The organism is Pyrinomonadaceae bacterium (assembly GCA_036277115.1).
Taxonomy (GTDB): Bacteria; Acidobacteriota; Blastocatellia; order Pyrinomonadales; family Pyrinomonadaceae; genus UBA11740.
Genome location: DASUNM010000023.1, coordinates 532,084 through 549,394 on the forward strand (window position 1 = coordinate 532,084; position 17,311 = coordinate 549,394).

The 17,311-nt window shown below is 55.9% G+C and carries 15 protein-coding genes; 4 read left to right on the forward strand and 11 right to left on the reverse strand.

From position 1 onward, the window contains the following. Positions 1 to 429 carry a hypothetical protein gene (locus VFX97_09200; GenBank protein HEX5703359.1) on the forward strand — a complete coding sequence of 143 codons (429 nt, stop codon included), beginning with the start codon at positions 1 to 3 and terminating at the stop codon, positions 427 to 429. Positions 430 to 435: 6 nt separating this feature from the next. Beyond that, a complete protein-coding gene (locus VFX97_09205) occupies positions 436 to 2,310 on the forward strand; it encodes an ABC transporter ATP-binding protein (GenBank protein HEX5703360.1) in 1,875 nt (624 codons plus the stop codon). 136 nt (positions 2,311 to 2,446) lie between these two features. Here VFX97_09205 and VFX97_09210 read toward each other — a convergent pair whose 3' ends face one another. Next, on the reverse strand, positions 2,447 to 5,497 hold the full coding sequence (locus VFX97_09210; protein HEX5703361.1) for a hypothetical protein: 3,051 nt from the start codon (positions 5,495 to 5,497) through the stop codon (positions 2,447 to 2,449). Positions 5,498 to 5,718: 221 nt separating this feature from the next. On the opposite strand from VFX97_09210, the gene VFX97_09215 reads away from it, so the two are divergent. Further along, positions 5,719 to 6,375 (forward strand): carbohydrate-binding family 9-like protein, encoded by a 657-nt coding sequence (locus VFX97_09215; protein HEX5703362.1) that lies wholly within the window; start codon positions 5,719 to 5,721, stop codon positions 6,373 to 6,375. On the opposite strand, the gene VFX97_09220 is transcribed toward VFX97_09215, so the two are convergent. After that, positions 6,336 to 6,830: a PilZ domain-containing protein gene (locus VFX97_09220; GenBank protein HEX5703363.1), complete on the reverse strand. Its 495-nt coding sequence runs from the start codon at positions 6,828 to 6,830 to the stop codon at positions 6,336 to 6,338. The two genes, VFX97_09215 and VFX97_09220, sit on opposite strands and share 40 nt — an antisense overlap. 202 nt (positions 6,831 to 7,032) lie before the next feature. On the opposite strand from VFX97_09220, the gene pyk reads away from it, so the two are divergent. After that, entirely contained in the window at positions 7,033 to 8,511 is a 1,479-nt protein-coding gene (gene pyk / locus VFX97_09225) for a pyruvate kinase (GenBank protein ID HEX5703364.1), read from the forward strand. A gap of 12 nt (positions 8,512 to 8,523) precedes the next feature. Here the strand turns inward: pyk and VFX97_09230 are convergent, their stop codons facing one another. The 9 genes from VFX97_09230 to VFX97_09270 form a co-directional block, all read right to left on the reverse strand. Next, entirely contained in the window at positions 8,524 to 9,546 is a 1,023-nt protein-coding gene (locus VFX97_09230; protein HEX5703365.1) for a radical SAM protein, read from the reverse strand. Between the two features lie 182 nt (positions 9,547 to 9,728). Next, positions 9,729 to 10,436: an outer membrane lipoprotein carrier protein LolA gene (locus VFX97_09235; GenBank protein ID HEX5703366.1), complete on the reverse strand. Its 708-nt coding sequence runs from the start codon at positions 10,434 to 10,436 to the stop codon at positions 9,729 to 9,731. 128 nt (positions 10,437 to 10,564) lie between these two features. Then, positions 10,565 to 10,882, reverse strand: a complete 318-nt coding sequence (locus tag VFX97_09240) for a hypothetical protein (GenBank protein ID HEX5703367.1) — start codon at positions 10,880 to 10,882, stop codon at positions 10,565 to 10,567. A gap of 130 nt (positions 10,883 to 11,012) precedes the next feature. Then, positions 11,013 to 11,684, reverse strand: a complete 672-nt coding sequence (locus VFX97_09245) for an ABC transporter ATP-binding protein (protein ID HEX5703368.1) — start codon at positions 11,682 to 11,684, stop codon at positions 11,013 to 11,015. 31 nt (positions 11,685 to 11,715) lie between these two features. Beyond that, entirely contained in the window at positions 11,716 to 12,816 is a 1,101-nt protein-coding gene (locus VFX97_09250; protein HEX5703369.1) for an ABC transporter permease, read from the reverse strand. Between the two features lie 151 nt (positions 12,817 to 12,967). Continuing rightward, positions 12,968 to 13,996, reverse strand: a complete 1,029-nt coding sequence (locus VFX97_09255; protein ID HEX5703370.1) for a hypothetical protein — start codon at positions 13,994 to 13,996, stop codon at positions 12,968 to 12,970. Positions 13,997 to 14,201: 205 nt separating this feature from the next. Next, positions 14,202 to 15,005: a hypothetical protein gene (locus tag VFX97_09260; protein ID HEX5703371.1), complete on the reverse strand. Its 804-nt coding sequence runs from the start codon at positions 15,003 to 15,005 to the stop codon at positions 14,202 to 14,204. Positions 15,006 to 15,487: 482 nt separating this feature from the next. Then, positions 15,488 to 16,396: a DUF4350 domain-containing protein gene (locus VFX97_09265; protein ID HEX5703372.1), complete on the reverse strand. Its 909-nt coding sequence runs from the start codon at positions 16,394 to 16,396 to the stop codon at positions 15,488 to 15,490. Between the two features lie 5 nt (positions 16,397 to 16,401). After that, positions 16,402 to 17,307 carry an energy transducer TonB gene (locus VFX97_09270; protein HEX5703373.1) on the reverse strand — a complete coding sequence of 302 codons (906 nt, stop codon included), beginning with the start codon at positions 17,305 to 17,307 and terminating at the stop codon, positions 16,402 to 16,404. Between the last annotated feature and the right edge of the window lie 4 nt (positions 17,308 to 17,311).

Consider the following 17,311-nt stretch of genomic DNA (forward strand, 5'->3'; position numbering starts at 1 on the left):
ATGAACGACAAAGCTGAACCGGGAGTCGAGCAGCGCCACCGAAACATGCTGATTATCTGGGCGGGAATCTTAATGGTGATTCCCATGTACCTGGTGTTGATTTGGATCAACTCAGTGCCTCCGGATCCTGAAAAAACGACTCTGTCGCTCATGCTCATCGGGCTGAGCATTGTTCCGGTCGCAATTTCGTTTCTGGTCAAGCAGAAGTTGCTCGCGAAGGCGGCTGACTTGCACAAGCTGGACCTTGTCCAACAGGCATATGTCGTGGCATTTGTCCTATGTGAAGCGGCACTCCTGCTGGGCCTCATAACTTATTTCGTAACGGGTTCACCTTATTACGTGGCGGCCATCGCGATCGGCGCGCTTGGCATTCTGTTGCATTTCCCGCGCAAGCAGCATCTGCTGGATGCGACGTTCAAAGGACTTTAATTCGAAGTGTCAACCGCCGTCCAAAAATTTCACGAAGAAGAAGCCATCGGCAAGACGTACGACTGGCAGGTGGCGCGACGTCTGCTCCGCTATTTGAAGCCGTACGTGCGGCTGCTGATTCCGGCGCTCGTGCTCACACTGATCTTGAATCTGCTCGGCGTGCTGCAACCGAAGTTCACGCAATACGCGATCGATTGGTACATCCTCCCGCGCATCACGACTGGTTTGAATCTGTTCGTGCTGGCGTTTTTTGGCGTTCAGGTTTTCCGGTTCGTGGCTTCCTATTTCCAAACCGTATTACTGAACACGGTCGGGCAGTACGTCATGTTCGACCTGCGGAAAGAGATCTACGACAAGCTGCAACATCAGGAAGTCGCTTACTACGATCGTAATCCGGCGGGACGCATCATGACGCGGCTGACAGCGGACGTGGACGCGCTGAACGAGTTGTTCACTTCGGGCGTGACTGACGTGCTCGGCGATCTCGTGATGATTGCGGCGATCGTCGGCGTGATGGCTTACATGGATTGGCGTTTGACGCTGGTGACGTTGCTGACCGTGCCGATGCTGTTCGTGGCGACTACCTGGTTTCGCAAGGGCGCGCGCCGCGGCTTTGACATGGTGCGCACGCGCATTGCGCGCATCTTCGCATTCTTGCAAGAGCACATCTCGGGCGCGCAAACCGTCCAGATCTTCAATGCGGAAGAGAAATCGCTGCACCAGTTTGCCAAAATCAACGACGACCATCGTAAAGCGAACATTGACACGATTTTTTACTACGCCGTGTTCTTTCCCCTCGTCGATTTCATCGGCGCGGTCGGCATTGCGCTCATCATCTGGTACGGCGGTTATCGGGTGATGCAGGATGCGCTCTCGCTCGGCGCTCTCGTCGCGTTCATTCAATACCTGAGTTTTCTTTTTCAGCCAATTCGCGACATCTCAGACAAGTACAACGTGCTTCAGGGCGCCGTGGTCGCGTCGCATCGAATCTTCAAGGCGCTCGATCTGCCGATTCAGATTACCTCCCCAGCTAACCCTTTGAAGGCCGGGCGCGCCGAAGGTCGCATCGAATTTGAGAACGTCTGGTTCGCTTATAAAGACGATGATTGGGTTCTGAAAGACGTCTCGTTCAAGGTCGATCCTGGTCAGTCAGTCGCGCTCGTTGGCCACACAGGTTCAGGCAAGACGACGATCACGAACCTCCTGATGCGTTTTTACGATGTGCAGAAAGGCCGCGTGCTGCTCGATGGCGTCGATGTGCGTGACTGGGATTTGCAATCACTACGCGAGAATTTCGCCGTGGTTTTGCAGGATGTATTTCTGTTTACCGGTACCGTCGAGAGCAACATCCGCCTCGGCCGAGAAGAAATTTCGGATGAACGCATTCAGTGGGCAGCCACCGAAGTCCGCGCCGACAATTTCATCCGTCGCCTGCCGCACGAGTACCAGTCGGAAGTCCGCGAGCGCGGCGCCGGACTTTCAGTCGGCCAGAAGCAACTAATCAGTTTCGCGCGCGCGCTCGCATTCGATCCGGCCCTGCTGATTCTTGACGAAGCGACCAGTTCGATCGACACCGAAACTGAGCAGCTGATTCAAGAGGCGATCGCGCGCGTGATGCAGAACCGGACTTCGGTGATCGTTGCGCACCGGCTTTCCACTATTCAGCGCGCCGAGAACATCATCGTGCTGCATCACGGCGAGATTCGTGAGCAGGGCACGCACCAGAACTTGCTGGCGTTGCACGGCTTGTACTGGAGGCTTTACAAACTTCAGTATTCAGATCCAACTTGGCAGGCGGAAACCAAAGAAGACGAGGAAGGCGACGAGGTTGTCTACCGGCCTCGGTCACCCGGCTTCTCGTTTGGCGAAGGCATGGGGTGAAGTCAGAACCACCTGCGTTAGCGGCTGGTTAAAGTCAGTAGTTAGTTACCTGCACAGATCAACCGCCCGCTATGCTTCGCACCCTCACCCAACCTCTCCCAAAGGGAGAGCAGCGGATAGGCGGTTCGGATTTCGCTCACGAACAACGAAACGCCCCGCTCTCAACACTACAGTTCACTGAATTCTGCACAATCCTGAGTTTCCAGCTGTCAGCTTCAGTGCCATCCAGGTTCAGGTGGCCTGCAAGAAAATAGAGTCGTCGCGTATCCGGTCCGTCCGGCGCGACGCAGAAACGATCCTGAAGGAAATACGGCGCGGTGCTTTGATGGTAAAGGGTGACGCGGACGGTTACCGGACTACCGGCGAGGTTGTTAATGACGTACGTCAGACTGTCTTTGCCACCGTGTTCGTAATCAGGATCGTCGCCGACGCCTTTCGACTCGACGGCCTTCGCGATGTTCTCATCGACGCGCGAATTGAGCGGGGTTGTGTCGCCGAGCGCGTGGGCAATCTTCAGCCGTTCGGCCAAAGGTAGCAAGCCGTGCGGCTGCAATCGATTGTCCTTCACCTCATCGTTGATCATCAGGAAGCTCGTGGTCAGAAACCCTGCCTTGTTTTTTGAAAGGTCCTGATAAATCTGGGCCTGATCCTGCCGCGTGATTGTCTTGTAGTGTGGCTGCCATTTCTCTTCGTCGGCGGGAATGCGGGCTGAACAGTCGGACTTCCACCAATGCTCGCCGGCGATTGGTTGGTTCTTCTCATCGACGATTACGCCCGTATCGTTCGTCCGTCCTGACGCCCAAAGCGTGTTGCCGTCTTTGTCGAGCACCGCCAGTTCGACAAAGGCGCGGCGAAAGCTGACGCCCGAAGGAAACTTGTGGCCGGTTTTGTTTTCAACTTCGACCTGGGCCGTTAGAGTTTTCTTCAACGGATCCCATGAGGGCGTTACTTTGATCGCCGCCGTTTCGTTGCGCGCCTGGTCGAGCATTGCCTGTTCGCTGGTGACCAGGGGCGGGACTGAGCCCGGCAGGCCACTCGGGTTGTTGACGCGAATTCCCAGCACGTCAGGAAACTGCTGAAACATTTTGAGCAGAAAAACATTCAAACCCACCAGTTCGTGCTGGCCGTAAGGCGAGCGCAAAGGAAGATCGATATCTTCGGCGGGTAAACGGTAGTCGGTCATCGGATAGTTACTGAACTCTTCCACCGTCGCAATCTTGCTCGAAAACTCGTTGCCGTGATTGTCGCGGTCGGGCATGTGACATCCCTGGCAGGACTTCGCCAATTTGCCGGGGCCGGAGGGGAGCTTTTTCCCATCAGCCTCTCCGGTGCGGTAGGCGCTGAAAACCCATTCCGGATAAGTCGCTTGTTCGTAAACTTTGCGAAACTGCTTAAACGGATCTGACGCTGACGGCGTCACGCCCGGCAGCGGGTCGTCGATCACCGGCAGGTGAATCGTGTGACAACTGCCGCACATCTCGGAACTCATCAAGGTCTTCGTGTTGTGAATGGGTTTGATGTCGAGGGCGTTCTCCATCAACTTGGCCTTCGAATTTTCGAATGGGCCGTACAGCTCGTCGGGCGGTCCGACGAAAAAATTTCCCGTGAAAGTCAGCGCAAATCCCGAGTGGGTCGCGGGCGGGTTGAAGGACTTCTGCTTTTCCGCGACACATCGATTGGCCGGCAGACTGCGATATTTCTCGGCGTCAGCACCCAGCACCACGTGATGGCACGTAGCGCACGAGATACCATCTCGTGCCAGCGCGCCATAACTGGCATTCGTCGCCGAGGCGTTGCCGGTCGGATAAGGCACCGCGTTAACGATGCTCCGCTCAAACTTTCCGCAATCTCCGTTGGCGTCCAGCGCGTATTGCCGCTGGCCCATGATGCCGTGACATTGCAGGCAGGTGTCCTGAATCACCGCGGCGTACTGGGGATTGAACTTCATCTCGCTTTCCAGTTGCGCAAAAAAGATCGGATCACGACCCGCCAATCCCATCGGCGAGGCTACCCAACCCCCGTACGGCGAATGATCAAAAAGCGAGCCGCGGAGCTTCGCCTGATCAGCCATCGGCACCGGCGTGGTCATGTCGTACTGTAAACCGGTGGCGAACGGCGTGTGACAACCGAGACACTGGGTGGAAGTCTGAAAATAGACCGGGTCCTTGCCAAGAGTGACCTTCTGCTTCCCGCCCAGCACAAGGTCATCGTAAGTCTGAGATGGCATGCGATTGACCGTACCCCAATCAGGCGCGGTCATCGCTCCTTTGAAAGTATCCAAAAAGTCTTCATCGTAATCGTAGAGTGCTTCACCGAGACGTGCGACCCGGTTTGGCGGCAATGCCACGAGTTCATGATGTGGCGTGGCGGGCGGAATACTCGGCACCAGCTGCGTAAGGAATCGGTAAGCATTCTTGCCTTCATAATTACGCATCGACACGAAAGTGTTACCCGACACCGTCGCCGCGTGACAGTTCGAACAGAACTGGGACGAGCCTTCACCGCTGCCGGTCAGTGGATTACTGGCCGCCGCTGGCCAGGCTGGGGTCCAACCCGGCCCATACCAACTTCCGAACCAACCGGTGCTGAAAGTGTTGTCATCGCGGATCCAGAAGACCGCGCCCGAGCTATCCGGTTTCATGCAATCCCAACACGACCCCGCCCAACGTGAGAGCGGCGGGGTCCACATCTCCTTGACCAGCATCGCGCCATTCGGTATCGGCGGCGGATTCGCGGGGGCCTTCGTTTCGTCTTCCGGCCGATAGCGTCGCATCCACTCGAACATCGGTGGCGAATACCAAACGCGCGATACGGCGTGCTGATTGTACGCCTGCGCCTTCAGCTGACCGTTGGCCATCGTGGCGGTGTACGGACCAGTGTCGCGCGCCGTCGCGTCTCTGGGCCACGCCCGGTAACACAGCTTCTCCATGAACTCGGCCATGACCGGTTCGTACTTGTCGAGTTGGGCTTGGCCACGCCAAACAAACTGCGCCGGCTTACTTAGTTGAACCTCAAGCTCCTTGCACCGCTGAGGGTTCGCCGGCACAAGCGGCTTGCAACTTGAGCAGAGCCCGGTTTGCGCCGCCGCCTTTGGCGTAGCCAGACCGAGACTCGACGTAACGGCAGTAATTACAACGAACAGCCGCAGGGCCTGCCAGGATGTGGATAGAATTTCGCGGCGCGTCATGATTGTCCTCCGGGAAACGAGACAGCCATAACTCTTGAAGTAAAACTAATTAGAAGATAAAGCGACAGTTGCTAATAAGGCAGCAATGCGCGGCGGGACTCTATCACCGTTTCAACTATTTCCCAACAGTTTTGATCCGTGGAACTGATCAAGTGTTGTGGACAGTTTCGCCTACGATCGGGTTGGACTGGAACCATGGCCGCGCTAGACTCGGACGCTGGATGACAAAAGACGAAGTCCCGAATTCCGATGCGATTGTGACCGCAGATTACACGGCGGTTGATATTGCTAACTATCTCGACGCACCGGAGTGGCGCAATGCAGAACCGGTGGCCATCGATCACTATTGGTCTGGCGAGCTTGCGCCCGTTGGCCGCCACGCCGAAGCGCGAATTCTTTGGTCGGAATACGCGCTGTACGTACGCTACGTTTGCAATCAGACCGAGCCTCTCGTCATCAACCATCATCCGCAGACAATAACGAAGACGATGTATTTGTGGGATCGGGATGTGTGCGAAATCTTCATCGCGCCCGACAACGCGATCGTCGAAAAATATTTCGAGTTCGAAGTTGCGCCCACGGGCGAGTGGTTGGATGTGGGACTGGACTGGACAACGGGAAAGAGACAAACCGACTGGCAATTCAGCTCGCGCATGGCCACCGCGGGACGAATCGAAAAAGATCGAGTGACGATGGCGACGCGAATTCCGTGGAACAAACGGCTTCCGGCGCCCGAGAGGGGCGAACGCCGCCGCGCTAATCTGTTTCGATGCGTGGGGAGAGATCCGAAGCTGCGGTATTTATCCTGGCAGCCGACACGCACTGCACAGCCGTTCTTTCACGTCCCGAAGGCATTCGGCTGGCTCGTGTTCAGTTGAGCGTCGGATTCGTTATGCTTGCGACCTGGCTCAAGACTACGCTTCATGAAATTTTGATAACGAATACGATCTTCTTCATCGATGCGAACTATGCGGGCGCCAATCAGGTAGTTACACCCGAGTTCTGCTCGCTCTAACTTTTCATAACGCTTTGGCACCACGACCATCGAAACGACCCCGCCGGCGAGCTCCAGCACCAATTGCATTTCCCGATCTTCCGACGCCAGATGATAGCCATCAAGCTGAATCTGCGGCAGTAGTATGGCGAGCCCATTCGCGCTGATGTCGCGGGTGTGTCCCTTGAGCGTGCGGTCATTCCCATTAACCCGCTTGAGTTTGGTTTGCCGAATCACTGACAGGGAAAAAGCGAGTCGTACACTAAGGCGCGGCGAGCGCCGGCGATCCTTGAAGTACATGCGCGCGCGGGACACGGCGGAACGGAGCAATTCAGGCATGAAGCCGGACCTTTCTGTGTCGGAGGGGCAATCTAGTTCAGTTGTTTGAGGAAGCAGGAGAGGGGGCGCGTCTGCTAACCAATATTAGCCGTTTGGGAGCGCGTGCGGCAATAGACTTTTTCCGTCGTCCCCTGATTTCCAGAAAAGCCTTTCAAAAGGGTATAGTTCTAGAACATTCCTACATAAAAGGTTCAGAATCTTCTTGAGACGAGCAAAAATCCTCGCGACCCTTGGCCCTTCAACCCGAGAGCCAAAGATACTTGAAGCCATGCTGGCGGCAGGCGTAGACGGCGTGCGCATCAACATGTCGCATGGCACGCAGGACGAAAAAGCCGCGGATATTCGCGCGGCGCGCGCGGCGGCGGCCAAGACGAACCGGCCTTTGGCAATTCTCATCGATCTCTCGGGCCCGAAAATTCGCACCCGCATGCTCAAGAATCATGAGCCGGTGACCCTGCTCACGAATCAACAGTTCACGATCACCACCCGCGCGATTGAAGGCGATAACAGCCAGGTAGCAACGAACTACGACAGCATGCCGCGCGACGTGCCCCCGGGCGCGCGCATCCTGTTGGATGATGGCGCCATTGAGTTGCGGGTTGAGAGCATCACGGACACCGACATCATCACGCGGGTCATCAACGGCGGTGAGTTGGGCGAGCGCAAAGGCATCAACATTCCCGGCGTCCCCCTGCCGATACCTTCACTGACGCAAAAGGATCGCGACGACGTCAGGTGGGCTGCGACGCAGGATGTGGACTACTTCGCGCTTTCATTCGTGCGCACCGCCGCCGACTGCATGGACGCGAAGCGCTTAATCAAAGAAACGGGCAGCGAGGCGCCGCTCGTGGCCAAGATCGAAAAGGCCGAAGCGATCGATCATTTGCGCGAGATTCTCGAGGTGGCCGATGGCGTGATGGTCGCGCGCGGCGACCTGGGCGTCGAAACCAGCGTTGAGCTGGTGCCCGTCTATCAAAAGCGAATCATCGAGCTGGCAAATGAAACCGGCAAGCTGGTCGTGACGGCGACGCAGATGCTGCAATCGATGGTGGATGAACCGCGCCCAACGCGCGCTGAAGCCACCGACGTCGCCAACGCCGTATGGGATGGATCAGATTGCCTGATGCTTTCGGGCGAGACCGCGACGGGACAATACCCGGTCGCTGCCGTAGCGACGATGGCGCGAATTATTGAAACTGCCGAGACCCGCGATCAGGAACGACCCAGCATCATGAGCAAGATCGCCGGCCGGCAAACGGGCCGCGTGAGCCGCGCCCTGTGCGAGGCCGCGGCGTTCGCCGCCGATGAGATGAACACGCGCTTGATCCTCGTGTTCACGGAATCAGGCTTAATGGCGCGCAGGTTGTCGGCCCTGCGACCGCGTCAGCGAATCATTGCGATGACGTCCTCGCGCAATGTGATGAACGAGCTCAACATAATCTGGGGCGTCGAGCCTCTGCATTGCATGGCTTCGAAAAGCGCCGAGGAATTGTTGAAGGTCGGCGAAAAAACCCTGCTCGACGGCGGGCTGGTTAAACCCGGCGAGATAATTGTGATTATGGCCGGGAGACTCTCCGGACTCGGCTTATCGAGTTCAGTTTCGCTGTATCAGATAGGCGGTGATATGGAGGATTCGATTCACTCTTCAACGGTCTCAGATCGCACCAAGCCGTCGAAGTAGTAACAAACGGGGTTACTGCGGGCGGAGGATCCGCACCATCCGCTCTTCTTTCTTCTTCTGCTGCTCTCTTCTTACTTCGGCTTCAGACATCTGCGGGTCGCGCCAATTGTCCAGAATTCCGACCTGGTGCACACACTGAATGGTACAGGTGGGCGCGCACCATTTTTCGGTCTTGTACTCGCGCTTGAAATCTTCCATCGTGTACTCTTCGAGCGGAATTCCCGGAAAGCCGCGCTGTTGCGAGCACCAGTGAACCTTGCCGTCTTCGCAGATGTACAGATAACGCGAACCTGAACGGCAGCGCCATTCGTAGGGTTTGCCTTCAGCGATGCTGTCCTGAAACCAATTTAGCCGCGCGTGATCTTTATTTCCGAGCTTCTTCACCGCGTGAAAGACTTCCTTCTCTTTCTCAGTCAGCGGCTTTAACGTTCCGTCTCCGTCATGAATTACGCCCACCGTCGTCGAAAAGCCGAGCTCGACCGCTCGTTTGGCAACCGTCAACGCGTCCTCGGGCTTCTTGATACCGCCGCCAATCACTGAATTAATATTGATGTGAAAGTCGGAATGCTCTGACAGGTAACGGAGTTTCTTGTCCAGCACGCGCAGGCTCTTGCGCGAAACTTCGTCGGGATCGACGTTATCGATGCTGATTTGCAGGTATTCGAGACCCGCCGCATTCAAACGCTTAATGCGATCCGGAGTGAAGTAATAACCGTTCGAAATCAGCCCCGCGATGATTCCGTGCGAACGTATGTGCCGAATGATGTCGTCGAGTTGAGGATGCATCATCGGCTCGCCGCCTGAAATGGTGATGACTGAGGTCCCAAGTTCCGCCAGCTTATCCAGTCGCCGCTTCATCACGTCGAGCGGCACCGGCTTCGACGTCTGATCGTATTCATTGCAGTAACCGCAGGCGAGATTGCAACGGCGCATCGGAATGATGTGCGCCAGTACAACGTGGTTCGTCGATAGCAGCGCCTTGCTGATGAAAGCTGCTTCGCGAACTTTTAACTTTAAGAAGGTGCTCTTGCGCATCTTGCTTGTCAGGATCCCGACATGTCCAGGAATCGGAACTCAATTAGAATTTGAAGAATATGCTGAGCGCTTTTGTAGCGCAAGTTGTTAACTTGCGACGCGTGCGAAATTACCAGCTGGCGCTATAAACGCGAAGGGCTTCGGTTTCCCAAAGCCCTTCTTCACTGAAACTGTAACCGCAGTTAACCCTTGATAATCTTGACGCCCGAGCCAAGGTTCAGCTTGAACTGATCCATGGGCAGCGACGGGTTGCGTTCGACATTGCTCAAACGGACCGTGGTCGAGTCGTCATTCTTCTCAACCATCTTGGTCTGCACGGGCATGCCGTCCTTGTCGACCCACACTTCGATGTATTTATAGCTGGCCGAGCCACTTGGTATCGCTCTGAAGTGCTGTGTCCAAACGTTTCCCCAGAGCGTCTCTTCACGGACGTCCTGGAATTCGCCGAACTTGGTGCGCAGCTGCGCCGCCGACATATTCATCAGCGCCAGCACGTCGCTGTCACGTTCGGTCTTCATTCTTCCAGTCTTTCCAACATAAGCCTGGTTCAGTCGCGGCTGGTATAGCGTGTAGTTGCCGTTGGCAACCGCCAGAATTTCATGCTTCGGACGCTGCCACTCAAGCCGGACAAACGCGCTGCTGTTGCCGGCCGCGCCCGGAATGTAGAGCACAAGACCAGAGTAGGTATCCTTGTCGCGCAGCTGCGAGTTGTACTTCTCCATCTGGATGTTGGCGCGCATCGACTTCAGGCTGCGTTTGTTCTTTTCCAACCGACCGATGATGGAGCTGATCAGTCCCGCGGTTTGTCCGTGGGCAGGCGTGGCCGGGAGAAAGGCCACGGCTGAAACCAGCAAAGCGATGGATAAAATATGGGGAACGAACTTTTTCATAATACCTTTCCTCAAAACTCTTTCCTCACCAAAACTTAAGGCCCATACGGGCCCCGGGTTAAGATGCCGAACATGCCATCCTGGATGCGCTAGCCCGGCTAATGATGCCCTGAAATTATAGATTATGGTCAGCGAATGTCAACCTCATATCCGATTAACTTTCCGGCGCTGTCCCGACGTTCGCGAACTGCCGTGACGTTGCTTTCGGGCTTGCCCGCAAGCTCCCTCGCGCGGCGTTCGATATTGCCCCTATCTGGTTGTGCACCAACAAGTTCGGCGGACAATATCACCGTGCGCTGGGGTCGGAATTCACTGTTCTGAAACCATGATTTCGGTGTCAGAAAGATGAAAACCAGGATTAACACGCACAACACATCCCACTGCCAGGACGTGCGGGGATAGTTCCAAAACACAATCTTCTTGGCTGTACTCGAGAAGAAGCTCATGGCGCTAACTGCGCGAAATCTATCCGAACCAGCCGCGGTTGTCGAGTGCAATCACAGTTCCACGCCGACATTCGCGAGAACTAAGCTGAACCTGAATTCGAACTGCAGCAAAACTTGTCCAGGAGAGAGACTAAGCCGCGACGATGTGACCGTCGCGCATTTGAATGATTCGGCCGCAAGCCGCGGCGGCTTCAGGATTGTGGGTGATCATAATGATCGTTTGGTTGAAGCGCCGATTGAGTTCCTGAAACATGTTCAGCACGATGGCTGAGTTTTCAGAGTCGAGGTTACCTGTCGGCTCGTCCGCCAGCACGATCGCGGGCTGAGTTATGACTGCACGAGCCAGCGCGACGCGCTGCTGTTCACCCCCGGACAGTTCCAGCGGCTTATGATGCATCTTGTCTTCGAGCCGCAGCATCCCCAGGATTTCGCGGCGACGCTCGGGATCGCCGGCGCCATTGCCGTGAATCCGCTCCGCGAGTCGCAAGTTACCGTCAGCGGTCAGCGTGGGAAACAGATTGAATCGTTGAAATACGAAACCGATCTTGCGCCGGCGGATGTCGGTTCGTTTTGCATCCGAAGCGGCCGTAAGGTCTTCGCCATCGATAATGATGCGGCCTTTCGTCGGAGTCAGCAATCCACCCAGCAAATGCAGCATCGTTGACTTACCACAGCCAGACGGGCCCATCACGGCGACAAACTCTCCGGCCTGAACCTCGAGCGACACTCCGCGCAATGCCGGCACGTCGACCTTGCCGATGCGATAAGTCTTCTCGAGTTTTTCGGCTTTAAGAATTGCCACTTTCTTTCCTGTTGCTGCCGCGGACGCCATTCTATTCGTATGCCAGAGCCTGCACTGGATCAAGATTCGCCGCGCGCATCGCCGGATAAAGCGCGCCAATCGCGCCGCCTACCAATCCAATCGCCGCGGCGACCAGCGCCCAGTTCCAGCCGTATTCAAACAGCAGGCCAGTCGATTTGTGAATCAGGAATCCCGCTCCCAAAGCGATGCCAAAACCGAGAACCAGTCCCAGTGCGCTGATTAAAAGAGCTTCCCGTTCGATCTCGCCGACGATGTAAGCACGCGAAGCCCCCATGGCTTTCAAGATGCCGATTTCACGAGTGCGTTCAGTGATCGTGGTATGCATCGCCAGCATTACGACCAGCGCACTAACGACGGCGGCCAGGGCGACGAGAATCCGCAAGAAGACTCCCAAACTCGGAATTGAACTTTCTACACTCGCAAACACGTCCTTTGTGAATTGCACGTTGTTGCCGGGTAGTTCCTGATCGATTCTTCGCGCCACCGCGACCGGATCAGCCGTCTGTTTCGTCTTGATCAGGATGTAAGTACACTTTTCCGGGGCCTCGAGCGTTTCCTGAAGTGAAGCAAGCGCGAGCTTTTGGCGCGCGCCCGACTCCGGCGCGTAGATGCCCACCACCGTGTACAGCTTGTCGCCAAAAATTTTCAAGGTGCTTCCGACCGGATGGTTCCGCGAGGCCTTCGTCTGATCAATAACCACTTCTAAATTTCCCTGTGGCGCGCGACCGTCGATTATTCGCAGATCATTCATCCGCGCAAATTCCTTCCAGTCAACGCCCTCGATCTGATCGAACCCCAGCGTGCCACTCGGATAAATGTGGCGAATAACCGGCGTCGCAGCCTCAACTCCCTCAATTTGCAGAAGCCGGTCAACGTATTTCGTGCTCAGATTTGTGCTTGACGCAGTCACGTGCATCGACCCCTTGCGCGTGAAGATGATCTCGCCCCGCACGTTGCTCGAGCGCCGCTGCAAATCGTTCGACATGCCTCGCGTCAGTCCAGTAAACAGCATCACCAGCGCCACGCCCAACGCCACACCGATTATGCTGATCGCTGAGCGCAGGGGCCGCTGCCGAATGTTTGAGGTGACCAGACTGTCGAAGACTTTCATGCCGCTTACAAACGCAAAATATTAACCCAAGCGCCGGAGTTCGCCTAACTAGTCGTTCCCCGGGCGACGCGGATAATTCTCTTTGCAATCCTTTGCGACTTTTGGGTCTATCACCGCGCGCTGGAAATGAAATACGGGATTTGCGCCGCTTTCAAGGCTTCTTGGGCGCGTCAAGATCGACTTCGGGCAGATTGTTCTTGTTTTCCAGCACGAACACGTCGAGCGGGTATTCTCGATCCAGCACAACGGATTCAGGAGATTGGTAGGTAAGACTAAGCTGGTAATGATCCTGGGGACGAGTCAGGCTGATTTTAGTCGGCAGGGTGACGTTCTGTTCGCCGACGGGTTTGAAGTCTGAATAGGTAACGTCGGTGGTTAGCGCCCCGCGATCGTCGAAGGTTTGCAGACGCGAAAAATTAACGCCGCCGACGCGATTAAACCAGAATCTTCGCAGCAGCCGCGCCGAACCATTCCCCAGAGTTTGCAGTTCATCCAGGAAATAGTAGCCGCGCACTACACGCTTCTTGCTGGCCGGATCCTTCTCAGATTGAAAGAACTCGCTGCGCGCATACAACAAGCCCGCGGCTTGCGTGTCGATGGGACGTATCAGGACCGCGTCGGTCAGATGCTGGGGACGCAAATTCGACAGGGCCTTCACCGCCTGGGCTTCCTGATTTGCTTTACCCGTCGCCGTCGCGTCACTAGTCCCATCCAATCTTGCGTAAGCGGCGGCGTTCGTGCCACGGAAGAATTTCTTGTATTTAGATTCTCCCTGGAAAATCGCTATGCGAAAGTGCTCGCCGTCTGAAGTCATCTGCGCGATATCTGAAGCGATCAACGGGGCCTGAACAATCAGGTAAACCTTGCCGGGACGCTGCACAATAATCTGTCCGTCGGCGGTGCGATATTTCTCAGCGATGCCGGCTGTGGCGAATGACGTGTCCTCGAATTGAATGTCGACTTTCGCGCGAATCGTGCGAACTGCGACGAGGCTGTTAACCATCGCGATGAGCTGCGCTGTGTCAGCCTCAGCCAGTGGTGTCAGGAGTCTCTCAACTTCGACTGATTTCTTCGCAAACCTGCCGAACAGGTTGCAGGCGGACTGAGTCGCCAGGCATAGCACGAGCAAAACGGTAAGAATGGCGCTGCGGGCCCTAAATCGCGCGATTTTGGTCGGCATAATGAAGGCCGGCGCCTTCAATGAAAACGCCGGCGTGGCCTGGTGAATCTCGGCGGAGTCACGCTAACAAAGCGCGTTCGCCGTGTCAACGCAATGTCCGGCTCTATTTGGAGTGCGCCGGCTTGACGGCGCTTTGCATTTCAAAAAAAGCGGCGACGCTGTCGGTCGCGTCGCCGTAGGTAGCAAGAGAGTCGCGTGGAAAAACTTACTGACGTGTTCCCGCATTGGTTGAGCTGCTGACGAGCAGATTGAACGTCGCCCCGCTCTCCAGACGCACATTGCCGGTGTTGAGACTGAGCGTTGAGCCGCCTTCCGCAGAAGCGGTGGTTGACTGTTTGATTTGTAACCCCTTGAGCGAACCAGTCAGATTACCTGCCGTGCTGGTTGTCGCCCCAACTGTACTGCCGACGGCGTTGGTCGTCGTGCCGGCGACATTGCCGACAGTCGAAGTGGTCGTATTAACAGTTCCGCCAACTGCGTTACCCACGCCGCCAAGCAATCCGCCGCCGCCTGACGATCGCGTTGTCGTGCGCGTGCTCGAAGATGCCATCGCGTCAGATTCGACCGACGAATCCGTCGCGCGGGTCTGTGAACGCGCTTGCGTAATCGAAACGATTGACGCGGTGATGGGCATGTCGAGTGAGCCTTTCTGCAAACGATCGAACGCGACTCCGATACGCGACTCGCCGTTTGATTTAGAGTGCTGCTGCACTTCCGTAACATGACCGATCAGCTTTGCACCCTTCGGCACGATCACTTCGCCGTTCTGCTTCAGGGCCTGAGTTGTCTTAAGTACGACCGTGTCGCCGACCTTGGTGCGCTTTGCGTCCAACGAATTTTCCAGTTGTGCCGCCAACGCAGTGTTGGAGGCGAGGTTCACTTCACGACCTTGCTTTGAAACACTCGTTTCATTGCCGGCTGACGCGTTGCCGCTGGTCTTCGTCTTTTGTGCGACCGCGACTGATGTCGAAACTGCAAGGACGAGAACTATTAATAGAAGCCTTTTCATATTTACCCTCCGATGATCATGGCGCAGCGCGCCTTATGTGTTGGGCCAATCCGTCGGGCACGTGCGTTGGCCGCAAGAAGTCTCTCGGTGCGTTGATGCAGAGGATTGCAGGGGCGGTTGCCGTCAGCAACGGCACAGTTTGGTTGCGATTTAGTTGTAAGACGAGCGGCGGGGCACAGTCCGGCCCATTTGTGCAGTGGTCGGGATAAAACGGGTCGTCGGGACTACAGGTGACAGGGAGCGTGTTCGCAGCCGCAACCGATTTCCATTACATGCGATTTGTCGGCTTCCTTACAGTATTCGCTGCAATACTTACTTCCCTCTTCGGCCGCACAGTCGCATGGACCATGTTTACACTTGTTCGATGTTTCGTCAGCCATTACTTCACCTCAACGAACGAACGGGATCAGCTTTTCGGGGGATGGCTTATCGTAGGCCGCCAGGAATGACGGGTCAAGCGCGTAGGTTTAGCGCAGTGTCACCTACTTCAATGCACTAGACAGCCAATGCATGATGTTCAGTGCCAGTTGCCGGTTATCAATTCCGGGACGGTTCATTCCGAACTTCATTTGATTCGGACCGGCAAGTTGGGCTGAAAGCATCGCCGCCTCACCAAGAAAAACCGCGCGGCCCTTACCAAACTTCATCGCGATGCCCTGCGCACGGCCGGCTGCGGAAATCGGCTTAGTGTCGGAGCCCGGCATCAGGTCTTTAGCGGTGTCGGCTAATCTCATGAAAGCAAAACTCGACGCCGGCCCCTTCAGCGACTGTCCGGTAAACGCGATAACTTTGTTCACACGTTCATCAGAGCGTCGTCCGCGTGTAATCGCATGATCGGCGAGGCGTCCACTTTCGCGGGTGTACACGATGAAGCCTGGGTTCTGGGTCTCTTTCTCGAAGTTCTGCTCGTCTGCGGTGTACTGCTTGCTCATGTGGATCTCAAACCGCTCACCGAGAATCTGAGTTGCGCCTCCCACCGGCGCATGGTCGGCGATTAAGAGCAACGCGCCACCTTTCCTGACCCAATCCCGCACTGCATCGCATTCTTCAGCAGTAAACGCAGGGTTAGATGCCGTCGGCGCATTCATCTGGGCCGCGCCCATCGCGTTTGCGATGACGAGTATCTTAAAACCCTTAAGCGTTGCCGCCGAGAATTTCTCTTTGTTAGGCGTGACTTGATAGCCGTCGCTGGTGATTAGATCGGCGAACGGTTTGTAGCGTCCGCCGGCCGTGTGAAAATTGTTGTGCGCCTCGTCAAAGAGAACCTTGGGCCCCTTCTTCTTGTATGCCGGACGATCAACCTTAGTACTGAAATCCGGATCGGCGACTTGTTGGGCGCTGACGAGGCAGATCAGACAGGCCCAAATGGCGAGAAGATTAAGGGTTTTCATAGTCCTCATGGCGCGACAAAGTTGTAGACGATAACGCCCGACACCTTCACTGGCTGACCCATGAGGCGTGTTGGGGTGAAGACTGACTTATAAGCAGCCTCGATTGCCGCCTCTCGCAGACTTTCTGCACCTTCAATCGCTTCCGCACTAATTACTTTCCCGAATTCATCGATCACAATTCGCACCCTCACCGGGCCTTCATCGCGATTCTTCCGGGCCGCTTTTGGATATGCAGGCTTAGCCAGCGACAACGCTTTACCATTGAGCACGCCACCCGTAATTGGAGCAGCTTTTCGCGGCCACGGCTCGGGCGGTAACTCCTGGACGGAGTACCCGCCCGACTTGTTTATGACATTCGTTACGTCTGGCTCGTCATCGTTATTCATCTTGCCCAGAGCAAAAGACGTGAAGAATCGGCGCGCATCCGAATCATTTGCGTCAGCGCCGAGTACCACTAGCGCGCACAGCGAAGTTTCGGTGGCGATGAATCGAGCAACGCCTTTATATTCACCAAGCTGAAGGTGATACTGCTTAATGATTGTCGACCCTTCGGACAAGTCCTGATGAAACGTCAATGATCCTGGCGTCCCCTCAGCGCTTATAAGCGACCACTCCATCGCTGTGGCGAATTCAGGAAAGTTGGACAGGGCGGGCACGCGATCATCCGTCGTCCGGACGAAAGAAGCGATCGCGTAACGGCGGCCGTGAGCTACCGAATACAAAACGCGAGCAGAGACTGTCCTCGTCGCGCTCAAAGGAACTACCCGAGTTACGCTCTGGGCGACAGTCGGCATCGTGACCGTGAATGACGCTCCGGGAGGCGCAATCTTCTTCCATTGCTCCTGCGCATGGATCGACACTGAATAGATTAAAAGCGTTAACGCGAGTCCGATCAGTTTTGAAAGTCGCATGATT